Annotated in this window: 13 protein-coding genes; 12 read left to right on the top strand and 1 reads right to left on the bottom strand. The window is 44.4% G+C overall.

From position 1 onward, the window contains the following. Positions 1 to 3 precede the first annotated feature (3 nt). The 11 genes from J0A67_RS09615 (at position 4) to J0A67_RS09565 (ending at position 14,900) form a co-directional block, all read left to right on the top strand. Positions 4 to 822 (top strand): glycosyltransferase family 2 protein, encoded by an 819-nt coding sequence (locus J0A67_RS09615; RefSeq protein ID WP_206569099.1) that lies wholly within the window; start codon positions 4 to 6, stop codon positions 820 to 822. A 263-nt stretch (positions 823 to 1,085) separates the two neighbouring features. Beyond that, complete coding sequence (locus J0A67_RS09610; protein ID WP_206569098.1) at positions 1,086 to 2,297, top strand: glycosyltransferase family 4 protein; 1,212 nt, start codon at positions 1,086 to 1,088, stop codon at positions 2,295 to 2,297. Between the two features lie 8 nt (positions 2,298 to 2,305). Then, positions 2,306 to 3,958 carry a capsule assembly Wzi family protein gene (locus J0A67_RS09605; RefSeq protein WP_206569097.1) on the top strand — a complete coding sequence of 551 codons (1,653 nt, stop codon included), beginning with the start codon at positions 2,306 to 2,308 and terminating at the stop codon, positions 3,956 to 3,958. Beyond that, a complete protein-coding gene (gene wecB, locus J0A67_RS09600) occupies positions 3,955 to 5,049 on the top strand; it encodes a non-hydrolyzing UDP-N-acetylglucosamine 2-epimerase (protein WP_206569096.1) in 1,095 nt (364 codons plus the stop codon). The genes J0A67_RS09605 and wecB overlap by 4 nt, the downstream gene beginning before the upstream one ends. Positions 5,050 to 5,634: 585 nt before the next feature. After that, the gene (locus J0A67_RS09595; protein ID WP_206569095.1) at positions 5,635 to 6,039 is read left to right on the top strand and encodes a helix-turn-helix domain-containing protein; all 405 of its coding nucleotides are present in this window, start codon (positions 5,635 to 5,637) and stop codon (positions 6,037 to 6,039) included. A gap of 614 nt (positions 6,040 to 6,653) precedes the next feature. Next, on the top strand, positions 6,654 to 7,316 hold the full coding sequence (locus tag J0A67_RS09590; RefSeq protein WP_206569094.1) for a DUF6266 family protein: 663 nt from the start codon (positions 6,654 to 6,656) through the stop codon (positions 7,314 to 7,316). A 654-nt stretch (positions 7,317 to 7,970) separates the two neighbouring features. Beyond that, entirely contained in the window at positions 7,971 to 9,128 is a 1,158-nt protein-coding gene (locus J0A67_RS09585; RefSeq protein WP_206569093.1) for a glycosyltransferase family 4 protein, read from the top strand. Positions 9,129 to 9,259: 131 nt separating this feature from the next. After that, positions 9,260 to 10,396 carry an aminotransferase class I/II-fold pyridoxal phosphate-dependent enzyme gene (locus J0A67_RS09580; RefSeq protein ID WP_206569092.1) on the top strand — a complete coding sequence of 379 codons (1,137 nt, stop codon included), beginning with the start codon at positions 9,260 to 9,262 and terminating at the stop codon, positions 10,394 to 10,396. Position 10,397: 1 nt separating this feature from the next. Next, positions 10,398 to 11,006, top strand: a complete 609-nt coding sequence (locus tag J0A67_RS09575; RefSeq protein ID WP_206569091.1) for a sugar transferase — start codon at positions 10,398 to 10,400, stop codon at positions 11,004 to 11,006. Between the two features lie 286 nt (positions 11,007 to 11,292). Continuing rightward, positions 11,293 to 13,203, top strand: a complete 1,911-nt coding sequence (locus J0A67_RS09570) for a polysaccharide biosynthesis protein (RefSeq protein WP_206569090.1) — start codon at positions 11,293 to 11,295, stop codon at positions 13,201 to 13,203. Between the two features lie 110 nt (positions 13,204 to 13,313). Continuing rightward, a complete protein-coding gene (locus tag J0A67_RS09565) occupies positions 13,314 to 14,900 on the top strand; it encodes an NAD(P)/FAD-dependent oxidoreductase (RefSeq protein ID WP_206569089.1) in 1,587 nt (528 codons plus the stop codon). A 59-nt stretch (positions 14,901 to 14,959) separates the two neighbouring features. On the opposite strand, the gene J0A67_RS09560 is transcribed toward J0A67_RS09565, so the two are convergent. Then, positions 14,960 to 16,165 (bottom strand): Gfo/Idh/MocA family protein, encoded by a 1,206-nt coding sequence (locus J0A67_RS09560; RefSeq protein WP_206569088.1) that lies wholly within the window; start codon positions 16,163 to 16,165, stop codon positions 14,960 to 14,962. Positions 16,166 to 16,397: 232 nt separating this feature from the next. On the opposite strand from J0A67_RS09560, the gene J0A67_RS09555 reads away from it, so the two are divergent. Then, positions 16,398 to 17,756, top strand: coding sequence for an exonuclease domain-containing protein (locus tag J0A67_RS09555; RefSeq protein ID WP_206569087.1), 1,359 nt, complete (start codon positions 16,398 to 16,400; stop codon positions 17,754 to 17,756). The last annotated feature ends 51 nt before the right edge of the window (positions 17,757 to 17,807 follow it).

Here is a 17,807-nt window from a genome sequence, read left to right as displayed (position 1 = left end):
TACATGCTATCCGTTATTATACCTTCGTATAAACCACAAGACTATATATATAGATGTTTAGATAGTGTTTGGGGGCAAACCATAGATAGAAGTAAGTATGAGGTTACAATAATTTTAAATGGGGAAAAGGAGCCTTTTTTTACTTCTATTAACGAATATATAAGTCTTTTTGATAATTTTAAATGCGTTTATAGTCCGGTTAGAGGTGTTTCAGCAGCTAGAAATTTTGGATTAGATAGAACGGTTGATTCAGAATTTATCGTGTTTATTGATGATGATGATTATGTTTCACCAAATTATCTTGAGATTTTGTATAACACTATCGTAGTGACAGAGTCGGAAATAGTACAATCCAATTTTAAAAACGATGTGTGTGGGGCAGTACATGATGACTATATATCAAGAGCATTTGATGAACTGCATGGGAAGTTATTTGATATCGTTTCCTTTAGAAAATTTTTTTCAAGTGTATGCGGTAAGGTTTATAACCGGAAGTTTATAGGTAAGTTTAGATTTAATGAGAATGTTACAATTGCTGAGGATGCTATTTTCCTATTTACGTTGTCAAGAAACTTAACAAGGTTTGAGTTGTCAAGTATGAACTGTATTTATTATCGTTGTGTGAGAGAAGGATCAACTGTACGATCCTATAGAAGTTTCTATAAAATATTTAACAACTATTTTGTGAAGATCTACATCTTTTCTTTAATTTTTTTTCGAAATCCCATTGAATACAGTTTTATTTTTTATTTGACCAGATTGTTGGCTATAACAAAGACATTAGCCGGTGAATTGAAGACGGCATTGACGTATAGAAAATGAAGTTCTATTTTCTGAACTTGAATTTTTATTCGTGTTATATTTGTATTTTTTTCGAATTGGATATGATTCGAGCATAGTTGTTGTGGAAACTAATTGAGATGGGTTTAAATCTTGGTAGTAGTGAAGAACTTCGTATATAGGTTTTTCTATTTGTAATAAATTTTTTGAATTTTTAGACTTTTTCGATTATGATGAATTTTGTAAATTTCAATGCTACTATCAACTAAATTATTTAAAAATAATTGTACATCAGGAGACGTTTAATGCGATTACTATTTATCACCGACAATTTTCCGCCTGAAGTAAATGCTCCCGCAAACAGAACGTTTGAACACTGCAAGGAGTGGGTGAGGGCTGGTCACGAGGTAACTGTCATTACCTGTGCACCTAATTTCCCTCAGGGAAGGGTCTACGACGGATATAAAAATAACTGGAAGTCCGAAGAAATAACAGAGGGGATACGGGTGATTCGGGTATGGTCCTACATCACTGCAAATGAAGGAACATTCAGACGGATCTTGGACTACGTAAGTTTTGGCGCGACGTCATTTTTTGCCGGACTTTCAGTCAAAGCAGATGTTATCTTAGGAACGTCTCCTCAGTTTTTCAGCGCGATGTCCGCGTGGGCGCTTTCTGTGGCAAAACGGAAAAAATGGATCATGGAAGTTCGGGACCTATGGCCGGAGTCTATTGTTGCGGTGGGTGCGATGACTAACAGACGGTTGATTTCGTTTTTGGAGACCCTGGAAATGAGCATGTATAAATCTGCCAATAAGATTGTAGTCGTAACAGACGCGTTTAAAAAGAAAATCTCAGAAAAGGGTATTGTAGCTGACAAGATAGTTGTACATAAAAATGGTGTCGATCTTTCGAAATACTATCCGGGGATTAAACCGGTAGAATTGCTTGATCGGCTCGGATTGCGGGGCAAATTTATTCTCTCGTATATTGGAACTCACGGGATGGCACATGGTCTTGATTTTGTTTTGGATCAGGCAATTGAATTGGAAGCTGTCTATCCGGATTTACACTTTTTGTTGATGGGGGATGGTGCCAACAAAGCAAATCTAATCAAAAGGGCGGAAGAGGCAGGAGTCCAGAATATAACCTTCCTCGACTCTGTTCCCAAGGACGAGGTAATAGACTATCTTCATTTGATGGATGTGGCACTGGTCAATCTCAAAAAATCAGATACGTTTCTTACGGTAATTCCATCTAAGATCTTCGAGGCTGCTGCAGTCGAAAAGCCTATTTTGCTCGGCTTGCAGGGAGAAACTAAGGGTATTATTGAACAGTATGGGGCCGGAGTATGCTTTGAGCCCGAAAATGGAAAGGAATTTAAGGAGGCGTTAAACATACTGTATTCATCCAGAGGTAATTTTGAACACTACGAGCAAGGCTGTAGAAATCTGGCAAAGGCTTTTGAAAGAAATAGGATCGCCAATTTGATGCTGACAACAATTCAATCGGTCTGATTAAAGTTATGAAATACCTGTACGTCCTCCTATTGATGACATTCCTTGTCCCTTTTTCATTTGGGCAGGTCTTGGGCCCTGGTTTCTGGCTTCAGGAGAGGCAAAGAAGAGATCAGCTTTTAGGTGACAGTCTCGTCGATCAAAGCTTTCTATTAAGACCTATGGTCAATTCCTCCCAAACGAAAGATCGGCTGCAAGAAGAGCCGGATTTTGGAGGCCACTTGTTACCTGCCTTTGTTTCCTTGAAAGCACTGAATAAGAGGTCTTATGGTTGGGGAGATTATGGTCTTATTCCTACTCCCGGAATTCAGGTGGGAGTTATGCCCGGAGGGCGAGCCTTCTTCAAGGATATTGTTGTACTGGATATACAGCCTGAACTAGTGTACGCGAGTAATGCAGCCTATAGGGGATATGAGGGATTTGGTGAAACAATTGATAGAGGGAAGTTTTTCTTATGGAATAGCAGCGAATTTCCAGAGCGTTTTGGAGAGGGGGCGTATAGCTATTTCGGATGGGGTCAAAGCAGCCTTACCCTCGGCACTGGAGCATTTGAAGCGGGAATTTCGACGAAGAATATTTGGTGGGGACCCGGACGGTGGAATTCCCTGATTTTTTCAACCAATGCTCCGGGTTTTCCCCATGCTACCTTAAATACTCGTCGCCCGGCTAAGACTTTTCTTGGCAACTTTGAAGGACAAGTGATCATGGGTAGGCTTCAAAATGGAGGATATCCTGCACTTCAGAATGAGGAGCTCAACGCACTTTATTTCCGTGAGTTTCCAGATGACTGGCGTTACCTCAACGGAATTACGCTGAACTATTCACCCAAATGGGTGAAAGGGCTTAGCGTTGGATTTAGCCGAACATTTCAAGTCTATCGTGCACTCATGGAAGATACTTTTTGGGATTACTTTCCCATCTTCGAGGCCTTTCAAAAAGCCGGATTTTTTGAAAATGGAAACACAGTGGACTATGACGACAACGGACGATCTCAGCAAGTTAGTTTTTTTGGCAGATACTACTTCCAAAAGGCAAAGGCAGAAATTTACTTTGAATATGGTAGAAGGGATCATTCCTATACTTGGAGAGAATTTACTTTAAACCCCGAGCATGCCAGAGCCTATCTGATCGGATTCAATAAAGTGTTCCCTGAACTTGTCCATGGGTTCGATTTTCAGCTAAGTTCTGAGATCACTCATCAACAAGAGTCTATCAATCGAATCATTCGTTATAGTCCATTAGGTGGACTTTCATGGCATTCACATACGAGAGCGGGTGGATTTGCCAATATGGGCCAGCCTCTAGGTGTTGGCTTAGGTCCGGGTTCAAACGTGCAGACCCTTGAACTGGCGCTCGTGAAAGACTTCGATAAGATCGGGCTACTGTTTGAGCGCTTGGAGAATCATCAAGACTTTTACAACAAGGCTTTTGGGCAACAGTCAGAACGCAAGCCATGGGTAGACCTTTCCCTTGGCTTTCTATATGACAAAAAAATAGAGAACCTCATCATAAGTTCCAAGCTTCAGCTGATCCACGCGCGAAACTACCAGTGGCAGCTCGATCCGGCGAGCACGCCGGAATTCCCGAAAGGGGAGAACCTGACATCAGTGATGGCCCAGGTTTCGCTTGTTTACTTTTGGAATAAAACAAAGATTCAATGATTAACATTACCCTAGTCGCAGGGGCGCGGCCCAATTTTATGAAGATTGCCCCCATCGTGCACGCCATCCAAAAAGCCAAAAAAGAAGGCAAGCCCTTGGATTTTAGATTGGTTCACACCGGTCAGCATTATGACAAGAAGATGTCCGGGGATTTTTTTGAGCAACTGAACATCCCCGAACCCCACGCCAATCTCGGGGGAGGAGGGGGGACCCAAGCCGAACAGACTGCTGCTATTATGGTAGCGTTTGAAAGGGAAGTCATGGAAAACCGCCCCACACTGGTCATAGTTGTGGGTGATGTCACCAGTACGCTGGCTTGCTCTATCGCTGCCAAGAAACTCGGTATTGATGTAGCGCACGTTGAGGGAGGAATCCGCTCCGGTGACCTAAGCATGCCAGAGGAAATCAACCGAATGGTCACAGACAGTATTACTGATCATTTCTTTACAACATCCGAAATCGCAAATTCTAATCTAAGGAAGGCAGGCGTCCCTGAGGCTCGCATTCATTTTGTCGGAAACACCATGATTGATACACTCATGGCGCAGTTGCCAAAATTCAAGAAACCGGAAGGAGAGATCTTTGAAGCATTGACTCCCGGTAATTATTTTGTGATGACGATGCACCGACCCGCCAATGTGGATCAGGAGCACTCTCTCAAGGCAATGATTGATGCAATCCTGGAAGGTACCGGTGGCCTTCCCATCATTTTCCCTGTTCATCCAAGGACGGCCAAAAATCTCCAGAACATTGGAATCACTGCCGAAAATCTGCTGATGACAGACCCGCTGGGATATCTCGAATTCAATTACCTCGTAAAAAATTCGAAAGGAGTAATTACTGATTCCGGAGGGGTAACAGAAGAAGCTTCCGTGATGAACGTCCCCTGCGTGACTCTCAGAGACAATACCGAACGTGCCGAGACCATCCATCTTGGAACCAATGAATTGGTTGGCACTGACCCAGGGAAACTGAAACCCTATTTGGACAAGATTATGAAAGGGGAATGGAAACAATATCAAGGGATTCCACTGTGGGATGGTAAAACCTCAGAGAGGATTGTATCCAAGATTGTAGAGGCCTATTTATAAAGTCTGTCCACCTCATTTCTACACCATGTCCGAAACTTCTGCCAGCACGCCGGAATTCCCGAAAGGGGAGAACCTGACTTCCGTAATAGCCCAAGCCAGTCTGATATACTTCTGGAATAAAGCGGAAAAATAAGCATTTCGGAATACAGCGGTCTTCTGAAACAGAACTGGAAGAATTAGAACAACAGAAAACGCCTTTGGGGAACAGAGGCGTTTTTTTATGCTCCGGATGGCTGCCGTCGGCTTGCGTTACCCGACATCAATCTGTCCCCCTTGCATTTCTCCATCCCTTTTTTTAAGGAGTCTTGGACGTACCGCAAAGAGATCTTCAGTCTTCGGCCTTCCAGCCCCAAGAACAAAGGGAATTGGGTTAGTGGTACGATTGCTGATAATCATGAATAAAATATCCGGTCCATTCAATCAAATCCTGAAGTCAAACTGGCTTAAAATCCGAATCCGTCATTCTTTGTCCCAAAAAGACGGTCAAATTTCAAGATCCCTTGTCAGAGTCGGAGAATTGGAATAATTTAGTTTTAGGAGCAAGGTAAAAAGCCTTATTTTTCCAGTAGCTATAATCCCAATACCATGAACGAAAAGATCCACCACGGCCGGAACATCAAGCGCTTCCGTGAGATGATGGGAATCAAGCAGGAGTCACTTGCCTTCGAGCTCGGCCCTGACTGGTCGCAAAAGAAGATCAGCCTCCTGGAGCAAAAGGAAGAAGTGGAGGAGGAGCTGCTCAGGCAGGTAGGCGAGATTCTTCGGATTCCTGTGGAAGCCTTTCAGAATTTTGATGAGGAGCAGGCTGTAAACATCATATCGAATACATTCAATAAAGAGGCATTCATTGCCAATTCAGGAGGAACTTTTCAATTTAATCCATTCGAAGAAATCAAAAAACTCCACGAGGAAAAAATAGCCCTTTATGAGCGGATGCTCAAGGAGAAGGATGAGATGATGGCCAGACTGGAGGAGCTGTTGAGCAAATAGCTCATTTAAAGGATTTCCTTAACTCGAATTTTTTGATTTGGGGTCAATTGTTTCGGGTGAGTATTCTCACCGTGGTGTGTATCCGCGCAGACCAGTTCTCCTTCTCAACAGGCAGCGCAAACTTACCAGTCCCCTCAGTCACGCCAATTGGCGGAATTTTTAGTCTGAAGCGAAAAAAGACAGCCCGAAATTTTGAAATGTAATTTCGTTATTGCTAGATTAACATGGAGCTTTTAGTTCTTCTAATGCATCATACTGTTAAATCTTACTTTAACATGTCCTTATTTTTAAACACAGCTGCTATGGAAAGAAATACATCGATCAATTGCACAGGCCTTTTGATCAAACTTCACGCGATCTTAATACCAACCTTCAATATCCTGCCAGACTCTCCGCATGCTCATCCCTACCTGCCTGCCAGATGCTGGGACAAGGAAAGGCATTTCCGCTAGAACAGCCTAAGGTATAAAACAATCAAAGACTATTCTAAGACCAATACATAAGCAATAGACATGCAATACGATATTGATTTGAAATTGAAAAAAGAATGATATCTATTTGATTACTTATTACGTTACACTAACTTAAACCACATCGGATCAATAGGTTAAGATATGGGGAGGGTAAAAGGAAGTATACTGGAAGGTATCAGAGGCAAGGTAGGAGACTTGGTGTTCTATCAACTGGACGGTCAGACCTATGTACGGCGGGCTCCCGGTAAACAAAGTAAAGCAACAAAACAAAGAACTTCTGACGCAAAAAAAATCAGTCAGTCAGTAAATACACAAACCCATAAATTTCTCCGATTTTTTACGCATTTGGTCCGTTTTGGTTTTCAGGAATGGCAGACTGGCGGGAGGAAAGCCTACCATGCGGCTGTTTCGTTTACGGCCAAGAACAGTTTTTCTTTTATAGGAAGCGGCAGGGAAAAGGAGCTTAATATTTCCTTGGTCAAATTCAGTCGGGGATCACTGCTCGGACCGGCGGAGTCCAAAGCGGAAAGGACCCCAACCGGTGTCCTGTTTACCTGGAAGAACAATTCATGGATAGCAGGGTCCCATCCACGAGATACATCGTTCTTGGTTTTGATCCACGAAAACAGGCAAAACTCGGTATGGGAGTTTATGGGAAATTCCAGGGAAAAGGAAAGCCATTTGTTGACGTTGCCCTTTCCCAAATCCAGTGACAGGTGGCATGCATTCCTGGCTTTCAGCCAAGAGAATGGCTGGACCAAAAAGAGGACGTTTTCAGACTCACTGTATCTGGGAGAAGTGTGACCTCAACCATCTTATCTTCCTTCGATAAGATTTTGGGCCAACGGCAATGGTGGTTCCCTAATGTTCATCAAAGGGCTGCCATATCCTTGGCGCATTTCAATTGTCCTTTCACTTTAACCTTGCGTACCTAATATTTTCGATGGAGGTACTTTTGTAGAAATTTTCCCCCCTTCGTTGATTTTTGCAGCAGCTGATCGATGTCTAATTGGCACTCGGTTTAGGGTCATAGAGAAATTTCTTTCCCAAATAGCGAAGCATCAAGTTTTTAGCACAAGCCCGCTCAAAGTTTTTTACGATTGGACGCATAGCTCCATTTTTAAACACTACAATCGATTGCATAACAAGTTCGAATGAGCAATTTTATCAAATTTGCACATTGATTTTGTGTGTTTGAGTAAAGGTAAAAAGGCCTAGGATAAAAGCCGGGATTGGTCTTTCTGGTATTAAAAATTACTAAACAAAGTCAATGGAAAATCCATTTTGGATGATTAAAATTGGTTCTTGGATTCAAATAAAATCAGTATAAACTAATATTTCATTCATTAGGAATTTTTCAAAGTTCGCCTTGTTTGGTTTTTTATTCGTCAAAAACTAGGTATAGAATTTGCCGACTTGTAAATTTGTAAGAGCTTTCGCCTTTTAGACCAACCTATTATGTATTTTCTTTTAGCTACCCTTACCTCTTTTTCGCTGGGATTTTTGATTACCCCAATCGTGATTTCTATCCTTAGAAAGGCAAAAATTGGCGATGTGCCCGGAGGTCGAAAAATACACGCTAAGTTCACTCCTTCCATGGGAGGGATTGGATTTGTACTGGCAACGTATATTTCACTTGCCATTTGGGGCTGGCAGTTTCCTGTACCGGATATCCGCTATCTCTTGGGAGCAATTGCACTGATGTTTTTTGTTGGTTTGAGGGACGATATGGTCGAGCTGGAAGCCAAGCATAAGCTCCTGGGCCAACTAGTTGCTGTACTCCTAGTGGTGGTGGCCGGAGATATCCGGATAAAAGACTTCCATGGATTTTTAGGCTTGTATGAGATTCCCACGATTATTAGCTACCTATTCAGCTCCTTTGTTCTCCTCGCCTTGACCAATGCATTCAATCTAATCGATGGACTGGACGGTCTTGCAGGCACTATAGCTACCATCACGCTTAGTCTTCTCGGTGGATGGTTTTACATACAGGGTTTGGAAAGCTTTGCCGTTCTCAGCTTCGCACTTTTGGGAAGTGTGCTTGCATTTTTGGTATTCAACTGGCATCCTGCAAAAATCTTTATGGGAGATACCGGATCCCTTGCCCTGGGTTTCTCGTTGGGCAGTCTGACGGTAGCTTTTATGGAACATAATGCGGCTCTACCCTCTGGAGCTTTCCTAAAATTGGAACCTTCCTTTACCGCTGGTGTCGTATTGATGATTTACCCGCTATATGACATGGCAAGAGTATTTGCAAGAAGGATTTCTCAAGGAAAGCACCCCATGTCGGCAGATAAAAGCCATATCCATCATTTTCTGATGAGAATGGGAATGAGACATGATCAAGTTGCATTGATGTTAGGTTTTTTGCAATTCATACTCATTTTATTGGTTTTTATTTTAGGGGATTTTTCAGATAATCTTGTGATGCCGATCTTGTCTGCTCTGGTACTTTTCATGGGCTACAGGCTCGATGCCGTCACGGTTAGGTTTGTTAAGAAAAAGGTAATTAACTCGCCTAGAGTGCTGGAAAACAGGGTGATACATCCGGCGCGAAGAGTTAAAATCAAGCTTGAAAAGCAATCAGTGGAATCGGGCAGGATAAATTCAAACTAGCCCTTTGCCGCAAAAAATGATAAAAAAAAGTCCGTCGTAGGACTTTTTTTATTTTTGGGCCTCGCTTGGTGGTTTGCTTTTTGCATTTAAAGAGTTATGTTTATCCAAGTCTAAATTTCACCCAAAATTCAATGGCTTATATTCTTCCTCTTTCCTCTCCTGTTTTTGACGGTAATGAAAGCCATTATATGCAACAGGTGATAGGCTCTGGCCTGTTAGCGACGAATGGTGAGTTTATAGAGAAGTTTGAGAAAAAGCTTAGCTGGAAAATAAGATCCCATCAGGCCGTCGCGCTAAACTCTGGAACTTCCGCCCTACATCTGGCTTTGATTCTTTTGGGAGTGCAGTCGGGAGATGAGGTGATTTGCCAATCTTTTACTTTTTGTGCCTCAGCCAATCCCATTGTCTATTTGGGAGCGACTCCGGTTTTTGTGGATAGTGAAACCGATACCTGGAATATGTCTCCTGAATTATTGGAGGATGCTATTTTAAGCAGAATATCCCAAGGCAAGAAACCAAAGGCTATTGTCGTGGTTCATTTGTTTGGAATGCCTGCCAAGATGAAGGAAATCCTGGAAATCTCTGAGAGATACGATATTCCGGTGTTGGAGGACGCCGCAGAGGCAGTTGGCAGTACCTACATGGGGAGGAGCTGTGGCTCCTTTGGCAGAATCGGTGTGTTTTCCTTTAATGGGAACAAGATTATTACCACCGGAGGCGGTGGCGCCCTGCTTTCTAACGACGTGAGTATTGTTGAAAAAGGCAAGTACCTTTCCACCCAAGCAAGAGAAGACTTGCCATACTATCAGCATCTGGAGATCGGATACAACTATAGGATGAATAATATGGCTGCTGGAATTGGCCTCGCCCAGCTGGAAAAGCTGGATGAATGCGTATCTAAGCGAAGGGCCGTGAATCAGCTGTACAGAACACTTTTGGAAGGTTTTCCTGGTATTGAATTTCAGCCGGAACTTGCGGAGTCCGCTTCTAATTTTTGGCTGAGTACCATCCTGATAGATGAAAAGAAAACCGGATTTTCAAACGATAAGTTGCGGGTAAAGCTATTCCGAGAGGGTATTGAAACCCGTTTTTTATGGAAACCATTGCATCTTCAGCCGGTATTTAGAGGCGCTCGTTTCTACGGAGGACGGGTTTCCGAAAAGCTTTTTCTAAGTGGCATTTGCTTGCCAAGTTCAGAAAACCTCAGCCATGAGGACCAGAAAAAGGTTGTCCGTGTCTTTGAGAAAACGCTGAGTAAAGTTTTGTGAAGTGGTTTACAGGGATTACGGAAAAAGGGGTTTGGACCTCTTCCTTTCCTCATTGATGCTTATTGTATTTTCGCCCGTCTTTCTATTCCTTTTTTTGGTTCTATCCGTTCACTTTCAAGGGTCCCCTTTTTTCTTGCAAAAGAGACCGGGTAAAGATGCTGTCCTATTTCAGATCCTGAAATTCAAAACCATGAACGACCGGAGGGCGGAAGACGGAATCTTGCTATCTGATGGAATGCGGATTACCTGGCTTGGCAAATTTGTAAGAATGACCTCGCTAGATGAAATACCGCAGCTGATCAATGTATTGAAAGGGGATATGAGCTTGGTCGGACCGCGGCCGCTTCTTCCCGAATATTTGGAGCTCTACAGTTCTGCGCAGAAAAGACGGCATGAGGTCAGACCGGGGGTCACTGGATTAGCCCAAATCAATGGGCGTAACACGATCTCTTGGAGACAGAAGTTCGACTATGATATCCAATATGTAGAAAAGGTGTCACTTGGATTGGACCTGAAGATATTGTTTCAGACCCTGTGGAACGTGCTGCGGGGTAAAGGTGTCAGTCAACAGGGGCAGGCGACAGTAGGAAAATTTAATGGGACAAACTAAATAGTGAGAAATTTTGTGATGAGTTAATATTAATCAACTGATAATCAATCGAATATATTTTGATTGTGTTCATTTTTTTGATTTTTCGAGAAAGCTTTCCTAAAAAATATGCTAAAAACATACAGAAAAAATGTGGTGATTTTTAGGCATAAGTATTGCGAGCTCCAAGCACTGTCGAAAAGTGTAGAAAAGTGGGGGAAATTAAAAAAACTGTTTACTTTGCGGCTGGAAAAAATGATTTAATAGTGGGCGCAACCGTTTTTGGCTATTTGAAACTATCTCTACTATGAATTTTTTGTCCGGCCTCAAGATCCTTCCAAGATGGATCATTGCCACCCTAGACTCACTGATTCTTTTTCAGTGTGCGCTATTCGGCTATTTGGTCAGGTTCAATTTCGAATTGGAGCTAATCGAACAATACGACGCTTTCGCCGGAAGCTTCACTTTTATGGTAGGGGGACTTCTGGTCATGCAGAATACCCGAAGCTATGAGGGAATCGTAAGACACACAGGCTTCCGTGATGGTTCGAACATTTTCAAGACCGTTCTCGCCAATTTCATCCTGTTGCTCTTTCTCAATTTTTTCAATGGGAACCTTCTAAACGATAGATTTCTTCTTCCGACCTCTGTTCTGGTCATAGCCAGTTTGTCGGCGATGTTTATGCTGATTTTTTATCGCTTGCTCGTAAAGGAGCTTTTTGTTTACATCAAAAACGGATTCGCGGAGCGTGAGCTTCGGCATGGTGTCATCTTCGGTGCAGGCGAGGCGGGAATAATCGCACAAAGCGCAATTAAAAAGGACAGCAAGAGCCAGATGAATATCGTCGCGTTTTTGGATGATGACTCAAAAAAAGAAGGCAAGAACATCGACGGAAAGCGGATTTACAAAGGCTTGAATGACTTGGAAAAGCTCGTAAATCTCTATGGAGTCACCGATCTGATCATCAGTGTGAGGGATCTTTCTGTCTCAAGAAAAAACGACATCATCGACGAATGCCTTCGGCTTAACGTTTCGGTGTCCATGGTGCCGCCTGTGGACCAGTGGATCAATGGGGGGCTTACCGCCGGAGCCATACGTGAAATTAAGATTGAAGACCTCTTGAGTAGAGAACAGATCTTATTGGATAACCCGAGGATTGAGGAGGACTTAAAGGGGAAAGTAGTGCTGGTGACGGGCGCGGCTGGGTCCATAGGATCGGAGCTTTGTAGGCAGATTTCCCACTACCACCCTAAGCTGATCGTCATGCTTGATATTGCCGAATCTCCGCTTTATGATATAGAGCAGGAGTTTAAGGAACATCATCCGGATTGTTCGATTAAGGTGATTTTAGGCGACGTAAGGAACAAGAAAAAGATGAAAGAGGTATTCCGGGAATTCAAGCCTGGTGTGGTCTTTCATGCCGCTGCTTATAAGCATGTGCCGATGATGGAGAATTATCCCGAAGAGGCGATTTTATCCAATGTAATTGGCACCAAGATTTTGGCGGACCTATCCGTGTTAGCCCAGGTCGAGAAGTTTGTCTTTGTGTCCACGGACAAAGCGGTGAACCCCACCAATGTAATGGGAGCCAGCAAGAGAGCCGCGGAGATGTACGTGCAAGCCTTGAACCAATATTTGGATACCCATCACAAAAAGATACATACTAGATTTATCACCACGCGATTTGGAAACGTGCTGGGCTCAAATGGATCCGTAATTCCACTTTTCAAAAAGCAAATCATGAATGGGGGGCCGATTACCGTTACACACCCAGAGATAACCCGCTATTTCATGACCATTCCGGAAGCTTGCCAGTTGGTATTGGAAGCTGGAGTAATGGGTGAAGGGGGGGAGATCTACGTCTTCGACATGGGGGAACCCGTGAAAATCCTGGATTTGGCGAAGAAGATGATACAGCTCTCCGGCAAAAAGGTGGATGTCGACATCAAAATCAATTTCAGCGGCTTGAGAGAAGGGGAAAAGCTTTTCGAAGAACTCTTGAATGATTTTGAAACCGTGAAGATTACCCATCATCCCAAAATCAAAATCGCCCAAGTATCACCTTCTTCCTATCATAGAATCGACGGACAGATTGAGTTTTTCCAAGAGCTGATCGGCAAGAACAACGAAACGGACCTTGTCAGACATTTGAAAGCCCTAGTCCCCGAATTTATTTCCAATTCTTCTCGGTTTGAGGTTTTGGACCGGATGAACTGACAGCGTTACATACTAGCCATTCAAAGCCGTTTTTTAAGACGGCTTTTTTATTTCCCAAACTTTCTTTGCCCTTTGTACCTTTGCGGGGATTTAAGGATAAAAACCTTACCATGAAAAAGACACTTACCCTCCAACTGAGTCCCGAAGAGGCCTATAACCCGGACAGTTTTAAACTAGCCGTACTCAAAGCTTCCGGCCTGACGTCTGATACTGAAAATGCATTTGCCAGACAGACCAAAAGGTCTATCGATGCCCGGGGACGTCGTGTCAAAGTGAATGTTGAGGCTGAGCTGTTTTTAAACGAGAAGCCGGGCTCCCTTTTGGATCATTTTTCTGAGTACCCGAATGTAAGGACTGCTGATCCACTGATAGTCGTTGGTGCTGGGCCGGCAGGCCTTTTTGCCGCACTGAGGGCGATTGAGTTGGGCATTAAGCCCATTGTAATCGAAAGGGGAAAAGATGTCAGAACCCGACGCAGAGACCTCGCCGCCATCAACAAGGAAGGAATCGTAAATCCGGATTCAAACTACTGCTTTGGAGAAGGCGGTGCCGGTACCTATTCCGACGGCAAACTATACACCCGCTCCAAGAAGAGGGGGGACATTCGGAGGATTATGGAAATTTTGGTTGCTCATGGAGCAACGGAGGAGATTTTAGTCGACGCGCACCCCCATATTGGAACCAATAAATTGCCCGTTTTAGTCGCCAAGCTTCGGGAGAGTATCCTGGAAGCAGGCGGGGAAATTCTCTTTGAGACGCGTGTCGAAGATTTCATTTTGGAAGGAGGTGAGCTCTGTGGTGTAGTCACCCAGCAAGGAGACCAGATTAAAGGTTTGGGGGTGATTTTGGCAACGGGGCACTCGGCTAGGGATATTTTTCATCTCTTGGACCGCAGAAAGATTCTGGTCGAAGCCAAGCCCTTTGCATTGGGAGTGAGAATAGAGCACAGCCAAAATCTCATCGACCGGATTCAGTATCATTGTGATTTGGATAGGGGACCCTATTTGCCGGCGTCTTCTTATTCACTTGTTCAGCAGACGGATTTCCGGGGAAAGCAAAGGGGCGTTTTTAGCTTCTGTATGTGCCCAGGGGGATTTATCGTCCCGGCTGCCACCGCTCCTGGAGAATTGGTAGTGAACGGGATGAGTCCGAGTCGCCGCGACAGTAAATTTGCCAATTCCGGAATGGTTGTCTCCGTAGAATTGGAAGACCTGCCGGAATATCAAAAGTACGGATCGCTTGCAGCTATGAACTTCCAGGCCGATGTGGAAAAGAAAGCATGGGAGCTCGGCGGCAAAACCCAAGTTGCCCCGGCTCAGAGGATGGTGGATTTTGTAAATGGTAAGGTAAGTGCGTCGCTTTTGGATACGTCTTACCAGCCAGGATTGAAGTCGGTAGACATGAGGGATGTGCTTCCTGGTTTCATCTCGGCTCGATTGGCCATGGCATTTAAGGCTTTTGGTCAAAAAATGAAAGGCTATTTCACCAATGATGCCCAGCTAATCGGTGTCGAGAGCCGAACTTCCTCACCGGTCCGAATTCCGAGAGATAGAGAGACTTTCGAGCATCCGCAGATCAAAAGACTTTACCCTTGCGGAGAAGGCGCCGGCTACGCAGGAGGGATTGTCTCCGCGGCGATGGACGGAGAGCGTTGCGCGGAGAAACTCATTGAGGCATATGCCAAATCAAAGGTCTAAAGCAAAGTCAAACCCATAGATCTCGCCTCGGACTAATCAGCTCTACTTGCCTCCAACTATTACTCACCGATATTGTATTCCGGTTTCCAGTTTTTGATCTCGCCGGAGTAGAGTGACTCATTGGCCAATGCCACGGATATTGCCGTTTTTCCGCCGGTAGCCACGTTGGATTCGGGTTTTGTTGCTTTGGAGAGAGACTCAAAATATGCCTCTAGTGCATAGATAGTTCCGTCTTTCGTTGGCTCCTCGGTGAGTTGGATTCCCTTTTTGTCGCTTGCCCAGATCAGTGGAGTAGCACCGCTTACCCCGTCCACTTCTTCTAACTCTTGCCTAGTCTGAGGCTCAGGATAAAACATCCCCTCGTTGGTCAGCAAGTTTATCATGCCCTTGGAGCCTTTGATCTTAAAGGAATAACCTTCGTGCTGATTTGCGCAGGTAGCGCCAAAATTCCCGACCATTCCCTGATCTTCGTACCGTACAGTCAACTGCACATTATCAAAGGTCTCCCGTCCATCTTGGTAAAAATCAATGCCGCCAGTGCTGAATAGCGTGCTGGGATTGGTCTCAAATGCCCAATGGATGAAGTCCATCTGGTGGGAAAGCAACTCAGCTACGAGTCCGCCAGAGTAGTCTTTGTACATTCTCCAGTTGATTTTTCGCTCGAGGGCCGGGTCATGCACAGGCCGACGCCAGTTCCAGTTGCGATCCCATCGTGCATCTATTGAAGTCACCTTGCCCAGATAGCCTTTTTGGATATAGTCCTTGACTTTGAAATAAAGGGGAGAATAGCGGTATTGGTGGCCGATTTGGACAATCTGTTTGGGGTAGCTATGTGAGATCTTCACCAGATCCAAGGCTTGGTCGACTTGGAAAGTCATCGTCTTTTCCAAGAAAAGATGTTTTCCTGCCTCCAGCGTAGCTTTTCCGTGCTGGTAATGAAGGTAGAGAGGAGTCGCAATAATGACTACATCAACATTCCTATCTTCGAGCAATTTTCGGTAGTCTTTGTAGTAGACGATCGCTTTGCCCGCACTGGCTTTTTTGGCATTTTCCAGTCGGAAATCCAGCTCATCGCAAATGCCAATGACTTCAAATTTGTCTGAAAGCTTGGTGATGGTGTTGTAGATTCCCGAACCCCTATCCCCAAAACCGATGATACCAACCTTGAATTTTTGATTGGCGGGCTTGGCAATACTCCAAAGTCCCGAACTTCCCAAAACCGCAGTAGCCAAACCGGCAGACTTGATAAACTGTCTTCTTTCCAAAACCTGTTCTATTTAACTTATCCCGAAAAATAACGAAATCGCAGAAGGTGCCGTCCTGATTTGGGCAGGAAAGCATGGGATGCGGTGGATAAACTACGCAAACGATTTCACGAAAAGTTGTTTGGGAAACTTTTGTTTACTGGGCTGCATTTTCGTTTGGAACTTCGATCTGTCATTTTGCGTCAGGGATTCTGCTATGCCGGTCAATCGACTTACCTTTGGACCTTAGGAAATGGAATTTGCCATAGTAGATATAGAAACTACCGGGGGCTCACCCTCCGGGGGAGGGATCACGGAAATCGCCGTATTGATACATGATGGGGAGCAGGTAGTCCGTGAGTTTCAGACCTTGATCAATCCAGGACAGTCAATCCCAACCTACATCACCGGTCTTACTGGGATTGACAACCAGATGGTCAGCGACGCTCCCAGTTTTGAAGAGATCGGCGAGGAGCTTTGGGATCTTTTAAATGGACGGGTTTTCGTCGCCCATTCAGTCAATTTTGATTTCGGATTTATCCGAGAAGCATTTTTGAAAATCGGGAAAGACCTAAAATCCCCAAAGCTATGTACCGTGAGACTTTCCCGCAAAGCCTTCCCTGGTTTGAGCTCTTACAGTTTGGGACGGCTTTGTGAAAACCAGAAAATCCCAATCCTGGCGCGTCACAGGGCTATGGGCGATGCAAGGGCGACGGCAATTTTGTTTGACAGAATTATTAAGGAAAATCAGGAAGTGGTTTTTTCATCAATGAAGAGGAATTCGGGCGAGGCATTTCTTCCTCCTAATTTTCCCCTCTCAAAGTTCCGTCAAATTCCGGAGGCCTGCGGCGTCTACTACATGCTGAATGCCAAGGGCAAGATCATCTATGTAGGCAAGGCTCTGAATATCCGGGAGCGCTTCAAGGGACATTTTTCCGGAGGGGTTTTGCCCCAGCTCAAGCAGCAGCTGAAAAGCGAAGTCACTGACCTGCAATGGCAGCTGACTGGATCCGAGGTAATGGCTTTGCTGGTCGAGACTTTGGAGATCAAGCGGATTTGGCCTATCTATAATTCCGCCTTGAAATTGCCGAAAACACTATGGGGTCTTTTCCACTACCAAGACGGTTCGGGATACTATCGCTTTCAGGTAGCTAGGGTGACAAAGAACCTCATTCCCCTCGAAACCTTCTTTTCTTCCGAGGAAGCGATGCAGTTTTTGAAATCCGGGATTGAAACATATCGCCTTTGCCAGAAACTATGTGGACTGAGGAGGGTAAGCTGCGAGGTCGTTCACGACGAAACTTGTCTTGGCGCCTGCAAGTCTTCAGAAGTTCCCGGAGATTACAATTTGCGAGTGGAGGAATTCCTTACCTTAATCCATGAATCCAAAAGGGATCTCATGCTGAGTCTCCCCGGAAGGGTGGAGGGGGAAAAGGCGTTTTGCTACTTCGAAGCGGGAATGCTCAGTAGATATTCCTATTTGAAAATGGATGATTTCCCAAATCCGGATGATCTAGAGGTCGTGCCGAAGGTACCTGAGACCTTTTATGTCCTGAGGCAGTTTATCCACCAACTTGAGCCTGAGCAAATCAGGGTCTTTGCTGGTCGCTAGAAACAGCGCTGAGTGCCGAAAAGCAAAAACACAACCTGATTTACGTATGTT

Source organism: Algoriphagus aestuariicola (assembly GCF_017254835.1).
GTDB classification, from domain to species: domain Bacteria; phylum Bacteroidota; class Bacteroidia; order Cytophagales; family Cyclobacteriaceae; genus Algoriphagus; species Algoriphagus aestuariicola.
Note: the sequence above shows the minus strand (reverse complement) of the source record. Positions and strands in the feature narration are given on the sequence as shown.